This window comes from Rhodococcus sp. RCBS9 (genome assembly GCF_029457415.1).
Taxonomy (GTDB): Bacteria; Actinomycetota; Actinomycetes; order Mycobacteriales; family Mycobacteriaceae; genus Rhodococcus_F; species Rhodococcus_F qingshengii.
On sequence record NZ_CP120422.1, the window covers coordinates 3,944,825 to 3,963,861 of the forward strand.

The following is a 19,037-nucleotide window of genomic DNA, read 5'->3' on the forward strand; positions in this document are numbered from 1 at the left end:
CCGATTCAGGCCGGGGCACGACCAGTCGGACGGCATCGATGAACTGCAGAATTCCGAGACGCGGTCCTCTAGCACCCCCATTTTCGTTGGATTCACATTGACTGATCACTGAATGGAGGGGGTTGTGTACCTGCCGTGTACCTGTCACAGGATTGGGACCCAAACAAGCGAAGTTCGACTGCCCCAAAAGGGCTCTGAACTGCGGAAAATCTGTGGAGCCGATGACGGGAATCGAACCCGCGTATTCAGCTTGGGAAGCTGATGTTCTACCATTGAACTACATCGGCGTCGCAGCCGACCGGACGTGTTTTCACCGCCGATCAACGTGCTTTCCGAACATTATCAGACGAGCTTTCAAGCAGCGGTGTCCCCGGCCGTCATTGATCAACACAGGCGTGTGGAAGTCGGCGCCATCGGTAAATGATTTGCCCACAAGTTCTGCGCGGGAAAGCCTTTCGGCATGGAGAACTTGAACCAGGTGGGGCTGGGCTCTGCCGTGGGAGTCCAGAACCCGTGCATCGTGTTCGGTAACCACAGTGCGATCGCCCCGGCGATGGGCCGGCACTGCCCGCAGAACCGGTAACCTCTACCTGTGCTGCTCTCCGATCGTGACATCCGTGCCGAAATCTCCGTTGGACGTCTGGGTATCGACCCTTTCGACGACTCCATGGTGCAACCGTCGAGCGTCGACGTCCGACTGGACGGTCTGTTTCGGGTGTTCAACAACACGCGGTACACGCACATCGACCCGGCACTGCGCCAGGACGAGTTGACCAGCCTGGTCGAGCCGGCAGAGGGCGAGCCGTTTGTACTTCACCCCGGCGAGTTCGTTCTCGGTTCGACTCTCGAAGTGTGCTCACTGCCGAACGACCTGGCCGGCCGCCTCGAAGGTAAGTCGAGCCTCGGGCGCCTGGGCCTTTTGACGCACTCCACCGCCGGTTTCATCGACCCGGGTTTCAGCGGCCACATCACACTGGAGCTGTCCAATGTCGCAAACCTGCCGATCACGCTCTGGCCGGGAATGAAGATCGGACAGCTCTGCCTGCTCAAGCTCTCGAGCGCTGCAGAGTTCCCCTACGGAAGCTCCGAGGCCGGATCCAAATACCAGGGCCAGCGCGGCCCGACACCGTCGAAGGCGTACCTGAACTTCAACCGCGGCTGAACGAACGAACTTCGGGGGGAGTCGCATGATCGGAATTTTCTACGGTCTGGTTTTCATGAACTTGTTGTTCGTGACCAGCACCGTGTGTTTGATGAAGCCGTCCAAAGCCAGTGTTGTTGCGACCGCCTGTGCAGGGGTGGCGTGGCTGTTCTTCAATGGACCGCTGGAAGGTCAGGTCTTGTGGTCGTTGAACAGAGAACACGGTCTGACGGTCTCGGATCTGATGTCGCTTGTTGCCTTCGGCATCGCCGCTCGTGGTTGGAATCAGGTTCGCAAAGCCCGTGAAACCGTCGACGCAGATCGTTTCTGACCTGCGCGCTCACCTGGATTGACCGCCACGATTCGGACAGATGTTTCGACCTGGAGCACAACAGTCGTCGAATCGGGCACAATTACTGGTTATGTGGTGGATTGTCGGAGGCGTACTACTCGTATGGGTCGTGTGTTCCATTCCGATTGCCATCCTGGTGGGGCGGGGTATCGCGCGTCGGGACCGCGCGGAATTCGACGGGCGAAATCAACAGTGGGCCGACGAGGTTGTCAGGTCGATCGAGAAGCAATCGGAGCAGGACAATGCCGATCGGCGTAAGCCACCACTGATCAGCTGACCAGCTGGACTTTTCCGGAGGTGAGTGGGCATGGAACTTCCATCCGATACTCCCGACGACGTTGTGGCCGCGGCCGCCGGCGGACCAAGGGTTCCGCAGTTCGATCCCACAGTGGGGATTCCGGTAGTTCCGCCAGGGGGAGATGCTCCCCACCGGTTGGTGGTCATCGGCGATTCGCTGTCGCAGGGATTCCAGAGCGGGGCGATCTTCAATACCGATCTGTCGTATCCGGCGATCATTGCTCACCAGCTGGGCCGGCTCGACCAGTTCCGCTTTCCCCGTTACGGCGGCCCGGGCGGGCTTCCGCTCAACATCGAACTGTTGCTCCGCACCCTCGAGGAGCGCTTCGGCCCACGGCTCGACCTCTGGGAGGTTCCGCTCGCACTCTTTGCTGCACGTGCGTTCATGGACCAGGTGGAGGACTACTGGGAACGCGGACCGGGCAGTGAGGCGCCGACGTTCTCGGCAATCAACCACAACCTCTCGGTGTACGGGTGGGATCTTCGTGACGCTCTGACCAAGACGGCGCAGGGCTGCGAGGATGCTCTTCACCAACCGCACGACGATTTGATCAGCCAGATCGTCGAGAACAACGGCGAGCGCGCCGCACTGCGAGTTCTGCCGCGAGGCTCCGACGCCGAGAAGCGTATGACCGCGTTCGACGCAGCAGCGGAGTTGGGCAAGGAAGGCATCGAAACTCTGATCGTCTTCCTCGGTGCCAACAACGCGCTCCGCACCGTCACCGAACTCCGAGTCGAGTGGAGCGGCAACAACTTCCGTGACCCGGTCGGCAAGCGCGACTACACGGTGTGGCGGCCTGAGCACTTCGCGTCGGAGTATGCCGAGGTGCTCGCCGCGATCCGGAAGATCAACGCGCAGCACGTCATCCTCTGCACTGTCCCACACGTGACCATCGCACCGATCGCCCACGGGCTCGGCGGCAAGATCGAAATCGGATCCCGCTACTTCCCGTACTACGCACGACCGTGGGTGCGCGACACCGACTTCGACCCACAACGCGATCAACACATCACCGGCGCGCAGGCATGGGCCGTCGACAGCGCAATCGACATGTACAACGACGGAATCGAGCAAGCCGTCGCGAATGCCCGTCGGGTGGGGAAGGACTGGTACCTCTGCGATATTGCCGGGTTGCTCGAGCGCGTGGCCTCACGGCGCTACGTCACCGACGTCAATGCGCGGCCGTCATGGTGGACGCCGTACCCCCTCCCCAAAGCACTGACCGACTTGCAACCCGTGCCGGACTCGCTGTTCCTCTCCGCCGACGGTCGCGGCGGCCGCGCATCGGGCGGCCTCTTCTCGCTCGACGGCGTTCATCCCACGACAGTCGCGTACGGGGTGATGGCGCAAGAACTGGCGAACATCATGGTCACGGCCGGGGTCCAGTTCGACCGCGCTCAGGTCGATTTCGACCGACTCGTCCGACGCGACACCTTGGTGCGCACTCCGCCGCAGAATCTCGATTCCACGCTCGGCGTCATCGGCTGGGCTGACGAGCATCTCGGCTTTGCCAAACGTGTGTTCGGCCTCTGATTTTCAGCTTGCCTTCGACATCGTCGGTGCAACGATGCGTTCCGCGTACTCCCGCAACAGCACGACCAGGTCTACGTCGTCGACGGAAAGTCTGCCGGTCGGACCTATCACAGCCAAGGCACCGACGACACACCTTTCCGCGTCGTGGATCGGGACGGCGACGGCGGAGCGTCCGACACGAATCTCGTCGACCTCACGGGCGGCCTCACCGCGCCGGATCCGAGAGAGTTCGAGTTCCAACTGGTCGCCGTCGGTGATGGTGTGTGCGGTGACCTTTCGCAGTGGGGCCTCGGCCAATTCGGGTCGGTTGGCGAGGAGCAGCTTCCCGATAGCCGACGCGTGAACGGCTGTGACCAGTGTCCGTTCACCACTGAGTTCGTGGTCGGGATCGCGATCGACGAGCCGAATTCTGTTTTCTGCAAACGACGCAAGGTAGACGCCGAACCGTAGCTGTTCGCGGAGTTCTTCGAGGAGCACCGAATTGTCGATGGGTGTGGGTTCGGCGGCAGCCCCGGCTAATTCACGGGTGCGTCGGCCTAGTGCGAAGCCGGAGAGGTCGGCGATCCGAACCAGGTAACCGTCGGCGACAAGGATGTTGAGTAACCGATACGCAGTGGCAGGTGGGATGTCGGCCAGGGCGGCAATGTCCTTGGCGGTGGCTCCCGATCCGAGCCTGGCCGCCGACTCGAGGAGGGCAAGGGCGCGCTGAACCGCTCGGGGTTCGTGCCCACCGAGGTCGCGTGGTCGGCCCACCATCAGCGGGCGCCGGCAGTCGGCTCGCCCACCAGCACGATGTTTCCGGCTGCGTCGGTGGCGAACACCCCAGCTCCTGGTAGTACGTCCTCGGTTTCGGGACTGTCGAAAGCGCCGACGTGCAGCAGACTTTTGGGGCTTCGGCGTCGCAGGTAGAACTGCCAGAGTGTGCCCGAGGTCAGGATCACGAGTACGGCGATCGGTGCAACGTACGCGTGGTCGATCGTGTTGGCATAAACCAGGTAACCGAGGACTATCGCGCCGGCACCACTGCCACACGACGCGGCCGCGAGAACGCCGGGAGTGTGCTCGCCGATCCGTGTCAGGAAGACAACGCATGCGATAGCCGTCAGTGCATAGGCCACGATGACGGCGCCGCGAACCGTCAGTCGAACGTCGTCGAAGATTTCTCCGCGCCCGAGTACGGCAAAGGTTCCGCCGCCCAGCAGGACGGTGCAGACCACGGTAGTCAATGCGAAGTAGGGCGTACGGAAGGCACTGTGAACCGAGGCGAACCGGCGGGGGAGTAGGCGCTCGACACCGAACGAATAGACCAGGCGTGACGCAGCATTGGATGACGCCATCGAGGACGCCAGCCACGAGCACCCCAGACCGACGTTGAGCGCGATCACGACACCGGGGCTCACGCCCGTCGCCGTTCCGTGGAGATAGGCGTTGACGAGGGTGTCACTGCGCCCGGACCAAGCGGCCCAGCCCGCGAAGATGAAGAGCGATCCACAGATGATCGGAGTGAGAAGGACTGTGCGGGTGACGGTTACCAGCGGGCGACGGGCCTCGGGGCCGAAGAAGGCCGCGCTCTCGAATCCGGCGAGAGCGAACACGGCAGCCAGGGCGGTGAGTAACAACCCGTGGCCGGAGGTGGGGGGAACGATCTGTGCTTGTTGACTTCCGGAACCGCCCAGGATCATGAGCCCGACGATGAACAGAAGTGAACAGCTTTCGACGACGAGGATCGCGAGCGCGGCAAATCTGACACTTCGCACGAGAGCGCCGAGAATCAGCAAGGCTATCCCCAGATAGAGCGCGATGACGTGAAAAGTCTTGTCCACGTGTACACCCGCGAAGCCGAGCAATGCGATTGCGGCCTGTCCGCCGTGATAGAGCGTCATCACCGCGCTGCCGACGTACTTGACCAGCATGGCGATGCCGGTGGTCAATGCTGCCCGGGTGCCCAGGCCGCGAAAGACGAAGCTGTGCAATCCGCCCGACGCAGCCATTCGGCGGGTGAACTGCGAAACGCAGAAGGCTATGAGCGTCACCAGCACGGTGGCCGCGATGATGGTGATCATCCCGCTCAACAATCGGCCGTGTGTCAGCATGGTGACGGGCAGAACGACCATCGACACAGCAGGGGCAGTGGTTGCCACCGACTGGGCCAGCACTTCGGCGCCCGAGAGTTGCCGACGACCCAACGCGCGCAGCGGTGATCGCGCCGGGGGCTGCTTCTCGCGCGTGGTGAAGGACCGCGCGATAGCTTCGGTGAGAGCGGACATGTCGCGTCACGCTAGTCCGGTTCTGTAACGCCGATATTGCGGGCATGCTTCCGCTGATCGCACTCGGGTGAGAGAGCCCGATGCTGATGCTCGCAGGTTTCTCACTCGGTCCCCACTGACTGTTTCCTGTGCGTCAAGTTCCGGACCCAACGCTCCTGAAGTCTGTGTTCAACACCAACCACCCGGGTCACCGGGAGCACACTGGGGAGCTCGAATGCCATACACACGTAGATCTTTCATGCGCAGCCTGGGAATCACCGGCGGCGCGGGCCTGGCGCTCGGTGCTATGTCGTCCATCGGCCTGGCGCCGGCAGTGGCGTCGACGCCGAGGCGATTTCAGGCACCTGCTGCGGGTGACCTGATCGGAAAGGTCAAGGGAAATCACTCCGTCGTGATCCTCGGCGGCGGACCGTCCGGGCTGTGCTCTGCCTACGAACTGCAGAAGGCCGGATACAAGGTCACCGTCCTCGAAGCACGCAACCGCCCGGGTGGTCGGGTGTGGTCGATCCGCAACGGCACCGAAGAAACCGACCTGAACGGCGAGACACAGACCTGTACGTTCTCGGAAGGCCACTTCTACAACCTCGGTGCGACGCGTATTCCGCAAAATCACAACACCATCGACTACTGCCGCGAGCTGGGCGTCGAACTGCAGATGTTCGGAAACCAGAACGCGAACACCTTCGTCAACTACACCGGCAACAAGCCGCTGGCGAATCAGTCGATCACCTACCGAGCAGCCAAAGCCGACACCTACGGATACATGTCCGAGCTGCTGCAGAAGGCCACCAATCAGGGCGCTCTCGACCAGGTCTTGAGCAAGGAAGACAAAGAAGCACTCTCGTCCTTCCTCACCGACTTCGGTGATCTCTCCAGCGACGGCCGCTACGTCGGATCCTCGCGTCGAGGGCACTCCGCGGAGCCGGGCGCCGGCCTCAACTTCGGAACCGAGATCGAACCATTCGGGATGAGCGATGTCATCCAGGGCGGCATCGGGCGTGCATTCTCCTTCGAGTTCGGTTATGACCAGGCCATGACGATGATGACCCCCGTCGGCGGCATGGACCGGATCTACTACAAGTTCCAGGACGCGATCGGGATGGACAACATCGAGTTCGGCGCCGAGGTCAGCGGCATGAAGAACGTGCCGGAAGGCGTCACCGTCGACTACGTCGTCGACGGCAAATCCAAGTCGATCACCGCCGACTACGCAATCTGCACGATCCCACCGCACCTGATCAAGCGGCTGAACAACAACCTGCCCTCCGACATCCTGCTCGCGTTGGATGCAGCCAAGCCGTCGTCGTCGGGCAAGCTCGGTATCGAATACTCGCGTCGGTGGTGGGAGACCGAGGACCGCATCTACGGCGGCGCGTCCAACACCGACCGCGACATCTCCCAGATCATGTTCCCCTACGACCACTACAACTCCGACCGCGGCGTCGTCGTCGCGTACTACAGCTCGGGTAAGCGTCAACAGGCTTTCGAATCGCTCACCCACCGTCAGCGGCTGGCAAAGGCCATCGCCGAAGGCGCAGAAATCCACGGCGACAAATACACTCGCGACATCTCGTCGTCCTTCTCCGGAAGCTGGCGTCGCACCAAGTATTCGGAATCCGCCTGGGCATCATGGGCCGGCGCGGGAGATTCCCACGGCGGCATGGCAACTCCCGAGTACACCAAGCTGCTCGAACCCGTCGACCGGATCTACTTCGCCGGCGATCACCTCTCCAATGCCATCGCCTGGCAGCACGGGGCCTTCACGTCCGCGCAGGACGTCGTGACCCACCTGCATCAGCGTGTTGCGCAAACTGCCTGACGTGCTTCGTTTTCCATCACTTTCTCTGGAGGTCACATCATGAAATCTCGCAGAACCAAGGTCCTTGCAGCGGCATTCGCCGCCACTACGCTACTGGGCTTCGCCACTGCCTGCTCGTCTGACGAGGCGGACGCCGAGACCACATCGAGTTCGTTCGTCTCGAAATCGATTCTCGAAGCGGGGCAAGCAAACCCGATGATCGCTCAGGGTGTCGCGATCGGCGGCGACACCGCGATCTACAAGACCAGCGGCATCGGCCCGTCGGCAGGAAACAAGGCGGCGCCGGAAGGTTCGCCGGAGTCGTACATCGACGGTCAGTTCTCCGGCGGTGTTCTGCCGACCGGTGTCACCGTCACCGAGGCGCAGGGCATCAATGTACTCAAGAAGATCCGCGACAACCTCGAAGCTCAGGGATTGAGTCTCGAAGACGTCGTGACGATGCGCGTCTTCCTCGACAACGCGCCGGGATCGGACAAGGCCGACTACACAGGATGGAATCGCGCGTACCGGCAGTTCTTCGCCAACACCAATCTCGACACGGGTGACACCGAGTTGGTGCCGATGGGCGCGGCCGAGCCGATCGCTCCGATCGAGCGAAACAGCGCCCGGCCCACCCGCTTCGCCCTCGAGGTTGCCGGACTGCCCGTTGCCGGTTGGCTCGTCGAGGTAGAGGTCGATGCGGTGTACCCCGACGGCAAGGAACCCGCCTGATGGGCGCGCTCAGCCCGACTCACTGGGCGATCGTCGCAGTAGTGCTCGTGGTGCTGTTCGGTTCGAAGAAGCTGCCCGACGCGGCCCGGGGCCTCGGCAGGTCGATGCGGATCCTGAAGTCCGAAGTCGGTGAACTGCAGTCGGATACGGACCTCGCGTTGGAGCAGCGAGACTGACCCCCGTGCGCGGTTGAGGAGCCCCCACACTCCTCAACCGCGCACAGATCTACTAGATCAGACCTTCGGAACGAGCTACCGACGGTGGTGACGGCGGACCCTTCACGAAGACATCGATCAGCACGTCCTCGTCCTGGTACGACGCGAACTGCGCCAACCCCGGCGTCTGGCGCACAGCCGAATGAACAGCGTCACCGTTTTGCGGATACTCCGGCACGACGTGACGCCAATGGGCGCACAGCAGCGTTCCGCCAGGCTCGAGATGCTCGACGACCTGCAGCATTGCCTCGATGAGCTTTTCGAACGTCAGGTAGTAGCCGACTTCGCTGATGACGACGAGGTCGAAGGTTTCGTCGGGCCAGTCGTCACCCAACGCCCAGAGCCGAAATTCGGCGTCATGTCCGGTAAGCCGCGCACGAGCGCTCTCGAGTGCGGTCGGGACGATGTCGGTGGCGAGAACGCTGTCGCAGCGCTCGGACAACTTCTCGGTGAGAACCCCGATCGAGCACCCCGGTTCGAATGCGCGACGGTATCGAGGTTTCGGGAGCATAGCGACACTGAGTGCGTACTTCCGCTGCTCGTACCAGCGGGATTCGAAATCCCATGGGTCGGACTGTGCGGCATACATCTTGGCGAAGTAATCCGCGGGGAGTTCACGATCGCTCATACGAACACCGTCTCGTACGGCCTCAGTAGTCGTTCCATCGCGTGGCGGGGGAGGATGGGTGCATCCGCGGGATGATCGGAAAGCGGAGCGATCTGTGAAGTGAACTCATTGGTGGCAGCAGATTTCGCAGCCTGAACGTCGGAGGGCAAGGTCACCTTTCGTGCTCTTTCCCACGGGACTGCCGCATGATCCGGCGCGGCCCAATGCCACGCCCAGATGGGATACTCGATCAAGCGCGATCCAGTGTCCGCGCACGCCCTCGCCGCCGCGTCTCCGGTGGCTTCGTGGTCCGGGTGGCCGTCCCCGCGCCACGTGGAGGCGCACCAGGTATCCGCCGAGGAATCACCGAGAATCGAGCTGAGGCGGTCGGTCAACTCCTGTCGGTTCTCGCCGATCTTTCCGTCCGGGATGCTCAATCGAACCGGTGTGGGAATTCCGAGGACACGCGCTGCCCGATCCGACTCGGACCGTCGACGGCGTTCCATCTCGGGCTGAGTCACGGTCGGTGAATCGGGATGCGAAGCTCCGCCGTCGGTGACAGATACGACCTGAACACTGATGCCGGAAAGTATTGCCAGAAGAGCGGTTCCGCCCAGACCGAGTATTTCGTCGTCGGGATGGGGAGCGACGATGATCAATCGTGAGCATCCGGTGAGATCCAGTTCCGGAAAACTTCTTCCCCACTCTCGCCATGTCGATTCGGGAGTACCGCCGTCGTCGACAGGCTTCTGCGCGAACAGTTTCGAGTTCACCACGGCCGTTTCCCCTTGGCTGCAATCCGGCCCAGCTCGGCGAGATCCTTCTCGGCGTGACTCTGCCGCAAGTAGACGGTGAGATCGGCTACCCGTGCGGCGTGCGCGGCGTCCATGCAGAGCGGTGCGGCGCCGAGAGCGCGTCCCACCCGATCCAGGGTCTCGGTAGCGGCGCGCTCGACAATTGCGCGCACACGGAGTGCCCGCTGCATGGCCTCGGCATTTTCGTCGAAGGGATCCGCATCGACCTCGGCCGCCGCGACTGCGAGCGCGTTGCGCGCTGCGGCGAGCGCTGCATCGACCGCACCGAGGTGTGCGAGTACGTAGGGGTCTTCGCTGCTTGCAGCCTTGTCGTACAACGGATCAGCGACGCCGCAGGCGCCGCCGTACCAGCATGCAGCCACGCCGATCGCGCCGTGCCAGAACCCCGGGCGGCTCAGATAGTCGCCTGCCGTCCCGACCGGTATGGCCGGAACCATGTCGAAGTCGACCGCGCTGGAGTCGCTTTCGGCCATACCGACGGCCTTCCACGAATCGGGAACGGGATGCACCCCAGGTAGTCCGAGCTCGACCGCGAAGAGGGAGGGGACACCGTCGACCAAGGCGGTGATCAGTGCATGCGTGCAGGTGTTGGCGCCGGAACACCACAACTTGCGACCGGTGAGCGTCCAGATCCCCACGTGCTCAGACGCATTCACCACAGGTTGGGGTGGCTCGGCCGCCCACACTCCCCACAGCTGCCCGGGTTCGGGATCCGGTCCGTCGAGTTCGGTGAGTATCGCGACGGCATCGGTGTGAGCCTCAGCCATCCGGCCGAGAACCACATTCTCCCGTGTGAGCTCTGCCAGGGAGGTCCACCGTGCGGCCGTCGCGCCGCCGCCGGGCAGCGGCAAGTACAGTCCACCTGCGTCCAGGAGTGTGTGTAGTCGTTTCATCGTGCCAGCTCCGCTTCTTCGTTATCGGCGGTCGTACCACCCAGGTTACGGATATGTCCGGCAAAGCCGCCCGGAGTTCGGCCGTCGAGACGCGCAGACGTGGTGACCGCAATGTCCTCTGCCCACGCGATACAGGCACCGGCCTCGCTCAACCGCCGGACGAGATCGACATCCTCGTCTTCTTCGAGATCGCAGAATCCTCCGACGTCCCAGTACATATCGGCGCGGACACCGAGGTTGGCACCGTGGACGTGACCGTGTCGACCATAGGGATGTGCGTGGTACATACGTTCGTACCGTTCGCGAACGGAGTGCGGATGGCCTTCCCAGTCCGCGATGCGAACGGTGCCCGCGACGACGTCCGCAGTACGCGCATACTCCAATTGGCGCGCAATCCAGGTGGGGCCGACCACCGAATCGGCATCGGTCGTGGCGAACCACGCTGAGGCCCCCAAATCCGAGCCGAACGCAGAGAAACCCGTCGCTCGCGAACGGCCGACGTTCTGATGCTCGACGCGGAGTACTTCCACCCCGTCGGGGATGACCCCCGCGGTTCCGTCCGAACAGTTGTCGAGGACGGCAACCACTCGGACGGGGACAACGCAAGCAGACGCCGCTGTTGCGAGTGCACGAAGGCAATTGGGGAGGTCTTCGGCTTCGTTGTGGGCGGGAACTACGACAAGAACCTGGTCGATTGGCACAGTGACGATCCTTTCCTCACCCTGGTACGGTCGGGTCTTCTTTCGTCCCGGTTCTCAACAGATAACCACATTTCGGACGGGGGCCGCCGCGCGACCGCCAGCAGCCGTGCAGGTCGAAAACTGTTTCGGTGAAACATCTCTGGATACGTTTGAGAGATGTGCCGGCGGGGTACAAGACGGGGTTTTGGGTGCAAAACGGGGTTTCGCACCGAAGAATCTTCAGAACCGGCGGTGGCGCACCGAATCGACGAGCATCCGGGCCACCTCGTGCAGTTTCACGTTGGTGTGCTGCGATTGCTGAACGAGCCGGCTGAATGCTTCGTCGGCGTCGATGCCGTGGATGGCGATCAGCACGCCCTTGGCTTGTTCGATCTCGGCACGAGATTCCATGGCGCAGTGCAACTGTTCGATGTGCTCGTGTGCCTGACGCCAGCGTCGTGAATCTGCGATCGCCGCGCCCGCACCGGCGGTGAACAATTTCATCAACTCTTCGTCGAAGGGCTTGAACTCTGTCGAGGCGAATCCGTAGACGTTGAACGCGCCGAGAAGTTCGGTGCTTCCTTCGCCCATGGTGAGCGGCACGGACAAGTAGGACCGGACACCTTGTTTCCGGGCCTCGGCGGTGAATTCCGGCCATTTGTCGTCGTGATCACCCACCTTCGACCGAACCGACGACATGGTGCGCGCGGCGTCAACGCACGGACCACGATCGGCGGAATGCTGGGCATCGTCTATCGCGGAAAGGTAGTCCGCGGTAGATGCAGCAGTTCGTGGGCCATCGGCGGACAGCACCGTCACGCTGACAGCATCGGCATCCGGCAGCGCTTTGACCGCCGTCTCGGCCAGACGTTGGAGCATGGAGTCGAGATGCGCGTCCGTGTTCAGAGTGGACCGGAGTCCGGCAATCGCTTCGGCGAGGGTGTCGAGCGAATCTGCTGCGGAAGCAAACGCCGCGGCTCCCTGTGGGGTGTCCGCATTGCCTGTCATGATTCAGGTCTACTCCGCAAATTGCGGCGATGTAACCGTTCCAGGCGGTCTTTGCTTCGATGTTGCATGAAATCCGAGGTTCCTGGGTAGCCGCACGCAGCGATGTGCGATGTCGCCTGAAAAAGAGGAGCCGATGATGATCCTGCGTTTACCTGGTGTGTATCCACCGCAACACGACACGTCGTTACTGGCGGATGCGCTGCTGTTCGAGCGCCTCACCGCTCGCAGTCGGGTGCTGGATCTCTGCACGGGGACCGGCGCCCTCGCTGTCGCGGCATCCGCGGCAGGCGCGGGCCACGTCGTCGCGGTCGACATATCTCGCCGAGCGTGTGCCAATGCTCGTCTCAACGGGATCCTCAACGGAACCTCGATCGACTCCCGTCGTGGCGACCTCACCGAGGCGGTGCACGGCGAACTCTTCGATCTGGTGATCTCCAACCCGCCGTACGTCCCTGCTCTTGCAGATGATCTCCCTACCGCTGGAATCGAACGTGCTTGGGACGCAGGCAAGGACGGACGCGCCCTCATCGACAGGATCGCAGCCACCGTTCACGAGGTGCTCGTCCCGGGCGGCACACTGCTTCTCCTGCAATCGGTGCTGTGTGGGGTCGACAAGACCGAGGCGATACTCGAAGAACACGGTATGGCCGTAGAGATTTCAGCCCGGAAGTACGTTCCCTTCGGGCCCGTGATGCGCGAGAGGCGCACCATGCTCGAGGCACGAGGGTTGATCACCACCGGTCAGGAAATCGAACAACTCGTGATCATTCGCGCAACGAAGTCTTGCCCTTCTCCCAACTCGATGTGAGGTGATCGCCGAGAAGATCGTCGAACGCCAGGCACGCTGCGGCGCCGAACAAGATGTCATCAGTGCGGTGCGGCTGCGAAGAAGCGAGACCGCCGGCAAGGTCCCGAACGGCGATCTGTTCGTGAACGGAATCCGCTTCCACGTGCTCGTCGTAGAACAGTGTCGCGCCCGAACCGAATCCGAGTCGGCGCAGTCCTGCGCTGTACCGTTTGCTCGGCAGCGCAGACGTGGTCTCGACAGCGCACAGGTGCCCGACCAGCGTTCCGAGATGGCGGCGATGAAAACCGAAGAGCGAGAGAGCATTCAACGACGCCAACGTTACCGCGGGAACAGAATCGATGTAGTGGCCGTAGCGGTCCGAAAGACCTACAGCCCGCATGGTGTCGGCAAAAAGACGCGAATGCATTCGCTCTGCGCGGCCGCCTCCGTACTCGTCGCTCTGCACTTCGACGAGGGCGGCCTTGACGGCACCGGAGAGGCGCGAAATTCCGAGGGTGTGCACATCCGCCTCGCGGAGCTGATTGAGCGAACGGTGAATCAGCACCTCCGAGAACTGATCGATCGTTGCATCCTTCGCCATGAAGGACGCAAGACCTGGGCCTGCGCTGGGGGCGGTCATCGACCAGAGGTCGGCCACGACGTCGCCAGACGACTCCACTGTCCCCACGAGTTGCGCGATGGCGGACTCGAAACGCTCTTCGAGCCGAGACCGCACCGCGAGCAGGTCCGGATTCCACTCCCACTTGTCCGAGACGTTCTCGATTCCCTGCAAATGAAGCTCGTAGAGGAGCGTCAGGGTCAGCTGAGCGTCGTCGTCACGAAGAATGTCGTAGGTGAGGTCGGTGGACTGTGCATCCTCGTACGCGTCAGCGGCAGCCGTGATCTCCCTCGGATCGGCCGAGGAGCGCAGAATGGAAACGAGAGTGGCGCTCAGTGGGCCGCGGGCCTGTGGAACAGGCATGGAAGTGGGCACGCCAGTGGCCGAATCGAGAACTGAAGAGGACATATGACCGCGTTTCCCGAATCGTCATCTGCCGAAACACCGAGTGTTCCCGGTAACAACACCACCATAACCGCCTGCACGGACGGCCCGCTGCTGGTGCGTGGTGACTTCGAGTTGCTCCGTGACGACGGCACTCCGATAGAGAACAAGCGCTCTACGGTTGCATTGTGTCGATGTGGGCGGACCGGCATCGCGCCGTTCTGCGACAGCTCCCACAAGAAGAAGCGGGCGCGAGCGACGTAACCGGTGCCAATATTCGGAACAAGCCCGACCCGTGAACCGAGACGACCCGGAAACCAAGAAAAGGCTGGATGCCGGCACCATGCGGTGCAGCGTCCAGCCTTTTCAGTCTGAAGTCAGACTGGGATCGAACTCAGATGGCGCGAACGTTCTGAGCCTGGGGGCCCTTCTGGCCCTGTCCGATCTCGAACTCGACCTTCTGGCCCTCGTCGAGGGACTTGTAGCCGCTGCCCTGGATCTCCGAGTAGTGAACGAACACATCCGGTCCGCCACCTTCCTGCTCGATGAATCCGAAGCCCTTTTCACCGTTGAACCACTTGACACTGCCCTGAGCCATAACCAAATTCTCCTGGATCCATCGAGCCGAGCCCTCCCATCGAGAGTCCGGTCTCACACCTGATCCTGCCATGCTCTTCTTTTTCTGTCTCCAATTAGATGCATGGCGAGTTGCAGTATTTGACGGCTTTGTCCCGTTCCGGGACCACGTCGGAAGCAGGTGATTGTTCAACTATGCGCGTTTACCTGCTGTGATGTATTCGTCCCTTCGATGCAGCGCGAAATGACAACACCTGTGTTAAATCTGGATTCGCGGCGCAGAATGCCACCCCGATACCGAGGAGGGGACCAAATACCCAACTCGATCGGGGTCGAGATCAGTCCGAATCGTCGGGTTTGGTGTGCCCGTCGAACGTCACATGGATGTTCTCGTGGGGAACCGCGCGTTGTGCTTTTGCTTGATCGGCGAAGGTGCGCCGATCGCCTTCGATGAGTTCGGTGTTGTCGGTGAACGGAGCCAACAACGCCCGCGGATGGAGTTTGTCGACTCGCACGACGTTGATTTCCGCGCACATGACGATCGAGGCTGCAGCGAGGAACAAGAAGGCCAACAAACCCAGAACGATGGCAAAGACGCCATTGGTGGTGGAGGCACCCCGCACCACAGAGGTCACATAGAGGGCACCGAAGGACTGAAGTGCTTGCCAGAGAACAGCAGCGGCGATCGCTCCAGGTGCCACATCGGCTACCGAGAGCGGGCGGGCGCAGGTGAGCCGGAAAGCGACGATGAAGATGCCCGCATTCAAGACGACTACCGCAAGGGTCAGCAGGAAGCTGAACGAACCGCCCAGATGAAGCGCACCGCCGATGTTGGAGACAGCGGTGGTCCCCAAGATCGCGAGACCGATCGTGCCGAGGAGTAGTAGCCCTTGGAGACGCCCGCGGATGGGATCCGGTCGCATGTTTCGGGGCACCGACCACACCGTGTTCATCGCGTTCTGGCAAGCCAGAGCGACACCGAGGCCACCGTAGAGACCACCGACGATTCCGATCACCAGACCCGTGACACCGCCGCCGATCTGTTGCGCATTGCCCAGGTCGTCACCGATCACCGGAAACTGATGCAGCGCGGAGTCCAAGATCTGTTGCTGAAGCTCAGGGTTGCCCGACAGCACGAAGCCGAGAATGGTCGAGAGCAACAGAAGAAGAGGAAAGAGCGAGACGAAGCCGTAGTAAGCGATCAGCGCGGCTAGATAAACACCTTGATCGTCGAGGAACTTGTAGAGGACCGCTATCGGGAACCCCAGGGCCGGATGCTTCTGTTGCAAGGCATCGAGGCGCTTGGCGATTGTCATTCTCGGTCTCTCTCAGCTCGTCGGACAGCCCGACGAACCTTAGTCGCTGCGAGCGCCCGGCGCTCGACGCCGGTGCAGCCGTCGCGTCAGGAGGCTTCGAGTGACTTCTCTGCTTCGTCGAGCGCGCGCATTGCTCCCTCGACAGAGTTGGTGACCGGGAATTCCTCTTCCGCCCGCGCCGCGCGAAGCAAGCGTCGAAGCGGGTGTGACCCGATCGCGGCCCACTGGAAGTCGTTGGCTCGCGAACGGGAGTTCAGCTCGGCGAACAGTTCGAGGCAGACCGCACCGACGAACAGTGAGTTGGACAAGTCCAGAATGACGCGAGACCACTCCGCAGCGTACGAGTTGAGAAGTTCTCGTAGTGCTGGGGCGGAGAGTTTGTCGAGGTCGACCTCGACCTGGATCAGGACTGTCGAGGGCGCTATCCGCCAGGCCGCGAAACCATGCGTTTCCACGATCGGCCCCAATTGTGTTGAGGGATCGATGGAATCGATCGGTGTGTGGTCGAGTTCATTCAGATTCATGGCAGATCCGGTCTGTGTGCTTTCATCGAAAGGCTGACGACCGATCTGGCGGCGCGGAAAGTTAATGCGTCCAGGCGTGGAAAGCTTTAGAGCTCAATGGAAATGAACAGTACAGATGTGCGCAGGAAATGCTCACCTGATCCAGAGCCTTGATGCGAACCGAGCGCCAGTGGCTTCAACCCCGGCTGTATTCTCAACCTCGGTACCGTTCAGTGTAGCTCGAGGGCGTGAATCGGTCCAGGTGAGAGGTCGAATATTAAGCGGTGCAATGTTTTTGGCTCGACGCTTCGGTATGGTGGAAGATCAGCGTCACCGGACGAAGGGAATCAGATGAACGACCGCGATGCACTCACGGCCATCTCGACCAAGCTCGACACACTGATCGGCGCGGAGACCAACGGTTTGCGGGACGAGGTTCCGCCCGGTTCCAGTGTGCAGCGCACCGAGCAGGACGGCGAGCACGGCCGGTGGGGGCACGATTACCGCCTCGCCAACAAGTATCTCGAGGCCCTCGACATCGGCCAGCCCGGTCTCATCGATCGAGACGAGCTGGAACGTCTTGCACAGGAATACATCTGATCCTCGAGACGTACCTTCAGAAGATTTCACCCATCTCGGTGCGTAGCTGCTTCAGTGACTGAGTGAGGATTCTGGATACATGCATCTGAGAGATGCCGACCTTTTCGGCAATCTGGGATTGGGTGAGATGGCCGAAGAATCTGAGAACGACGATCGTGCGCTCGCGCTCCGGTAGTGCCAGGAGCGCGGGCCGCAGGGTTTCGTGATTGTCGATCCGACTGATCGCTTCGTCGTACTGTCCCAAAGTGTCTATCAGAGTCAGACCACTCCCGTCGCCGGCGGACGCGGTGTCGAGCGGTGTGGTTCGGTACGAATTACCGGCGGTCAAACCTTGTTCGACCTCGTCCGGTTCGATGTCGAGTTCCTTGGCGAGTTCCGCGACTGTCGGTGCACGGCCGAGCGTCTGGGACAAAGTCGTGAGCGCCCGGTTGAGGGCAAGGTGCCGTTCCTGAAGGCTACGAGGCACTCGCACGGACCAGCCGTGATCGCGAAAATGCTTGCGAACCTCACCCATGACGGTCGGGACGGCGAACGACAGGAAATCCGATCCTTTGTCGACGTCGAATCGCTGCACGGCCTGTATGAGCCCGACGCGAGCAACTTGCTCCAAGTCCTCGAAAGGCTGGCCACGCCCCTGGTACCGGCGAGCGACGTGTGTGGCCAGGGGTAGGCACAGTTCGATGATCGAGGTGGTGATCTTTTCTCGGCTGGGATCATTCGGCGGAAGCGAGGCCATCGAGACGAACAGTTCGACAGCTGTTTCGTACTGGTCCTTCTTGTCCGGTGGGACAGCGGTCACGCACGCTCCTGGGGCAAGCCCTTTTCAAGCGTCATCGTCAGGGTGATGTGACCGTCCGCGTCGATTTCCGACTGTTCCAAGCGGACGGAATCGACCAGCGCTTCGAGAACGAACCATCCGAAGCTGTGCGACTTGTCGGGTATCTCGGAGTGCGCGATCACGGACACGACGGTCCGAAGTGTGCGGCCGACGGTGTCGAATCGGCAGGTCAAGTCGCTGGACGGTATCGCGTGGCCGATGAGGATGCTCGCGACTTCGTCCATCGCCAGAGCAAGGTCGGCTGTTCCGTCGACATCGAGTCCGGTGTTGTTGGCAACCGTTCGGGTGATTCCGCGCAGAGTGGGAAGTTGAGAGTACGACGCGCGGACGCGGAGCGAGGCGATGGAGTCGTGAGTTAGTTCGGTTTCGGTCGGACTCGACAGAGGGATCAAGGGGCTTCCTGTAGGTAGATGTGGCGTAATTCCGGCGGACCGAGGCAAGGACCGGTACCGGCCGTGCGTGCCAGCCATCTCTACCCCGGAAGTATTCATGGCCTTGGATTACCCTTCGCCCGGCGAACTAACCCTCTTTACCCGAACTAGAGGATGAATTGTGAGACACATCACCTGTGGTGCGGACGTACCGAATCCTCATCTTTCATTTTCGCGTCGTTCGGGTACAGCCGCTTCATGGACACCCATTCGGACAGACAGATCCCCGTACACATACGACCGGAAGGTGTCACTGATGGCGAGGTGAAGGCGGCAGGAGTGCTGTCGAACGCCCTTGAAACGGTGGAACGGGCACGCGGTGCTCTGTACGACTTCCATCAGCTGATAGGGCATGCCGATCTGATGCTCGACGAGGTCGTCGAGCTACTGCGATCCAGCGGCAACGACGACCTGGCCGATCAGGTCGAGGGCGAGTTGATGGGCCGGAACGTGGTCGAGGGGCGCTGGACTTTCCAGTTGGTCGAAGAGTTCGACGAGAACTACTGGTCGTTTTTTCGTGAATGCGAGAAAGTGGTGCGCGACAAGCTGGCAGGCGGAGTGCCGCACCTCTTCGAAGCCGAGATGAAGGAGCGACGCCGCACGCACGGTTTGCGGCACCACGAGGCCAGGCCCTGAGGTTCCTG

Annotated in this window: 25 protein-coding genes and 1 tRNA gene; 12 read left to right on the forward strand and 14 right to left on the reverse strand. The window is 61.8% G+C overall.

Translation table 11 applies throughout. The annotated features are described in order from the left end of the window. Window positions 1–213: 213 nt before the first annotated feature. Window positions 214–287: transfer RNA gene (locus P0M12_RS18510), tRNA-Gly, on the reverse strand. A gap of 173 nt (window positions 288–460) precedes the next feature. Between P0M12_RS18510 and P0M12_RS18515 the strand changes: the two genes are divergently transcribed. From P0M12_RS18515 to P0M12_RS18535, 5 genes are all read left to right on the forward strand, one after another. Further along, window positions 461–583 carry a hypothetical protein gene (locus tag P0M12_RS18515; RefSeq protein WP_269764107.1) on the forward strand — a complete coding sequence of 41 codons (123 nt, stop codon included), beginning with the start codon at window positions 461–463 and terminating at the stop codon, window positions 581–583. A gap of 9 nt (window positions 584–592) precedes the next feature. Continuing rightward, entirely contained in the window at window positions 593–1,162 is a 570-nt protein-coding gene (gene dcd, locus P0M12_RS18520) for a dCTP deaminase (RefSeq protein WP_003943702.1), read from the forward strand. 25 nt (window positions 1,163–1,187) lie between these two features. After that, window positions 1,188–1,472: a hypothetical protein gene (locus P0M12_RS18525; protein ID WP_003943682.1), complete on the forward strand. Its 285-nt coding sequence runs from the start codon at window positions 1,188–1,190 to the stop codon at window positions 1,470–1,472. Window positions 1,473–1,602: 130 nt separating this feature from the next. Next, complete coding sequence (locus P0M12_RS18530) at window positions 1,603–1,770, forward strand: hypothetical protein (protein ID WP_003943658.1); 168 nt, start codon at window positions 1,603–1,605, stop codon at window positions 1,768–1,770. Window positions 1,771–1,800: 30 nt separating this feature from the next. Beyond that, window positions 1,801–3,324: a hypothetical protein gene (locus P0M12_RS18535; RefSeq protein WP_003943745.1), complete on the forward strand. Its 1,524-nt coding sequence runs from the start codon at window positions 1,801–1,803 to the stop codon at window positions 3,322–3,324. A gap of 3 nt (window positions 3,325–3,327) precedes the next feature. On the opposite strand, the gene P0M12_RS18540 is transcribed toward P0M12_RS18535, so the two are convergent. Beyond that, window positions 3,328–4,080 carry an IclR family transcriptional regulator C-terminal domain-containing protein gene (locus P0M12_RS18540; protein WP_003943724.1) on the reverse strand — a complete coding sequence of 251 codons (753 nt, stop codon included), beginning with the start codon at window positions 4,078–4,080 and terminating at the stop codon, window positions 3,328–3,330. Continuing rightward, complete coding sequence (locus P0M12_RS18545) at window positions 4,080–5,591, reverse strand: APC family permease (RefSeq protein WP_003943653.1); 1,512 nt, start codon at window positions 5,589–5,591, stop codon at window positions 4,080–4,082. Before P0M12_RS18545 ends, P0M12_RS18540 begins: the two co-directional genes overlap by 1 nt. A gap of 238 nt (window positions 5,592–5,829) precedes the next feature. Between P0M12_RS18545 and P0M12_RS18550 the strand changes: the two genes are divergently transcribed. The 3 genes from P0M12_RS18550 to tatA are packed head-to-tail and all read left to right on the forward strand — an operon-like array spanning window position 5,830 to window position 8,297. Beyond that, window positions 5,830–7,410: an FAD-dependent oxidoreductase gene (locus P0M12_RS18550; protein WP_003943721.1), complete on the forward strand. Its 1,581-nt coding sequence runs from the start codon at window positions 5,830–5,832 to the stop codon at window positions 7,408–7,410. Window positions 7,411–7,449: 39 nt separating this feature from the next. Continuing rightward, window positions 7,450–8,121: a Rid family hydrolase gene (locus P0M12_RS18555; protein WP_277376692.1), complete on the forward strand. Its 672-nt coding sequence runs from the start codon at window positions 7,450–7,452 to the stop codon at window positions 8,119–8,121. Further along, a complete protein-coding gene (gene tatA / locus P0M12_RS18560) occupies window positions 8,121–8,297 on the forward strand; it encodes a Sec-independent protein translocase subunit TatA (RefSeq protein WP_003943732.1) in 177 nt (58 codons plus the stop codon). Before P0M12_RS18555 ends, tatA begins: the two co-directional genes overlap by 1 nt. A gap of 52 nt (window positions 8,298–8,349) precedes the next feature. Here tatA and P0M12_RS18565 read toward each other — a convergent pair whose 3' ends face one another. From P0M12_RS18565 to P0M12_RS18585, 5 genes are all read right to left on the reverse strand, one after another. Then, complete coding sequence (locus tag P0M12_RS18565; protein ID WP_054825468.1) at window positions 8,350–8,964, reverse strand: SAM-dependent methyltransferase; 615 nt, start codon at window positions 8,962–8,964, stop codon at window positions 8,350–8,352. Continuing rightward, window positions 8,961–9,719: a PIG-L deacetylase family protein gene (locus P0M12_RS18570; RefSeq protein ID WP_003943643.1), complete on the reverse strand. Its 759-nt coding sequence runs from the start codon at window positions 9,717–9,719 to the stop codon at window positions 8,961–8,963. Before P0M12_RS18570 ends, P0M12_RS18565 begins: the two co-directional genes overlap by 4 nt. Beyond that, window positions 9,713–10,651 carry an acyl-CoA dehydrogenase gene (locus P0M12_RS18575; protein WP_054826873.1) on the reverse strand — a complete coding sequence of 313 codons (939 nt, stop codon included), beginning with the start codon at window positions 10,649–10,651 and terminating at the stop codon, window positions 9,713–9,715. Before P0M12_RS18575 ends, P0M12_RS18570 begins: the two co-directional genes overlap by 7 nt. Next, complete coding sequence (locus P0M12_RS18580; protein ID WP_042452319.1) at window positions 10,648–11,352, reverse strand: glycosyltransferase; 705 nt, start codon at window positions 11,350–11,352, stop codon at window positions 10,648–10,650. Before P0M12_RS18580 ends, P0M12_RS18575 begins: the two co-directional genes overlap by 4 nt. Window positions 11,353–11,571: 219 nt before the next feature. Beyond that, entirely contained in the window at window positions 11,572–12,339 is a 768-nt protein-coding gene (locus tag P0M12_RS18585; protein WP_003943624.1) for a GAF and ANTAR domain-containing protein, read from the reverse strand. 109 nt (window positions 12,340–12,448) lie between these two features. Here P0M12_RS18585 and P0M12_RS18590 point away from each other — a divergent pair, with 109 nt between their 5' ends. Next, window positions 12,449–13,147: a HemK2/MTQ2 family protein methyltransferase gene (locus tag P0M12_RS18590; RefSeq protein WP_037131016.1), complete on the forward strand. Its 699-nt coding sequence runs from the start codon at window positions 12,449–12,451 to the stop codon at window positions 13,145–13,147. Here P0M12_RS18590 and P0M12_RS18595 read toward each other — a convergent pair. Further along, window positions 13,104–14,153, reverse strand: coding sequence for an iron-containing redox enzyme family protein (locus P0M12_RS18595; RefSeq protein WP_007726547.1), 1,050 nt, complete (start codon window positions 14,151–14,153; stop codon window positions 13,104–13,106). The two genes, P0M12_RS18590 and P0M12_RS18595, sit on opposite strands and share 44 nt — an antisense overlap. On the opposite strand from P0M12_RS18595, the gene P0M12_RS18600 reads away from it, so the two are divergent. After that, the gene (locus P0M12_RS18600; RefSeq protein ID WP_003943717.1) at window positions 14,154–14,393 is read left to right on the forward strand and encodes a CDGSH iron-sulfur domain-containing protein; all 240 of its coding nucleotides are present in this window, start codon (window positions 14,154–14,156) and stop codon (window positions 14,391–14,393) included. Window positions 14,394–14,523: 130 nt separating this feature from the next. Here the strand turns inward: P0M12_RS18600 and P0M12_RS18605 are convergent, their stop codons facing one another. The 3 genes from P0M12_RS18605 to P0M12_RS18615 all read right to left on the reverse strand — a co-directional run bounded on the left by P0M12_RS18605 (window position 14,524) and on the right by P0M12_RS18615 (window position 16,545). Further along, window positions 14,524–14,727: a cold-shock protein gene (locus tag P0M12_RS18605; protein WP_003943666.1), complete on the reverse strand. Its 204-nt coding sequence runs from the start codon at window positions 14,725–14,727 to the stop codon at window positions 14,524–14,526. Between the two features lie 316 nt (window positions 14,728–15,043). After that, window positions 15,044–16,021: a YhjD/YihY/BrkB family envelope integrity protein gene (locus P0M12_RS18610; RefSeq protein ID WP_003943713.1), complete on the reverse strand. Its 978-nt coding sequence runs from the start codon at window positions 16,019–16,021 to the stop codon at window positions 15,044–15,046. An 86-nt stretch (window positions 16,022–16,107) separates the two neighbouring features. Continuing rightward, window positions 16,108–16,545 carry an STAS domain-containing protein gene (locus tag P0M12_RS18615; RefSeq protein WP_054187566.1) on the reverse strand — a complete coding sequence of 146 codons (438 nt, stop codon included), beginning with the start codon at window positions 16,543–16,545 and terminating at the stop codon, window positions 16,108–16,110. Window positions 16,546–16,875: 330 nt separating this feature from the next. On the opposite strand from P0M12_RS18615, the gene P0M12_RS18620 reads away from it, so the two are divergent. Further along, on the forward strand, window positions 16,876–17,124 hold the full coding sequence (locus P0M12_RS18620) for a hypothetical protein (protein ID WP_003943680.1): 249 nt from the start codon (window positions 16,876–16,878) through the stop codon (window positions 17,122–17,124). A 16-nt stretch (window positions 17,125–17,140) separates the two neighbouring features. Here the strand turns inward: P0M12_RS18620 and P0M12_RS18625 are convergent, their stop codons facing one another. Beyond that, window positions 17,141–17,860 carry a SigB/SigF/SigG family RNA polymerase sigma factor gene (locus P0M12_RS18625; protein WP_223304625.1) on the reverse strand — a complete coding sequence of 240 codons (720 nt, stop codon included), beginning with the start codon at window positions 17,858–17,860 and terminating at the stop codon, window positions 17,141–17,143. Between the two features lie 59 nt (window positions 17,861–17,919). Continuing rightward, window positions 17,920–18,354: an anti-sigma factor gene (locus P0M12_RS18630; RefSeq protein WP_003943620.1), complete on the reverse strand. Its 435-nt coding sequence runs from the start codon at window positions 18,352–18,354 to the stop codon at window positions 17,920–17,922. Between the two features lie 237 nt (window positions 18,355–18,591). Between P0M12_RS18630 and P0M12_RS18635 the strand changes: the two genes are divergently transcribed. Next, window positions 18,592–19,029 carry a hypothetical protein gene (locus tag P0M12_RS18635; RefSeq protein WP_199267500.1) on the forward strand — a complete coding sequence of 146 codons (438 nt, stop codon included), beginning with the start codon at window positions 18,592–18,594 and terminating at the stop codon, window positions 19,027–19,029. The last annotated feature ends 8 nt before the right edge of the window (window positions 19,030–19,037 follow it).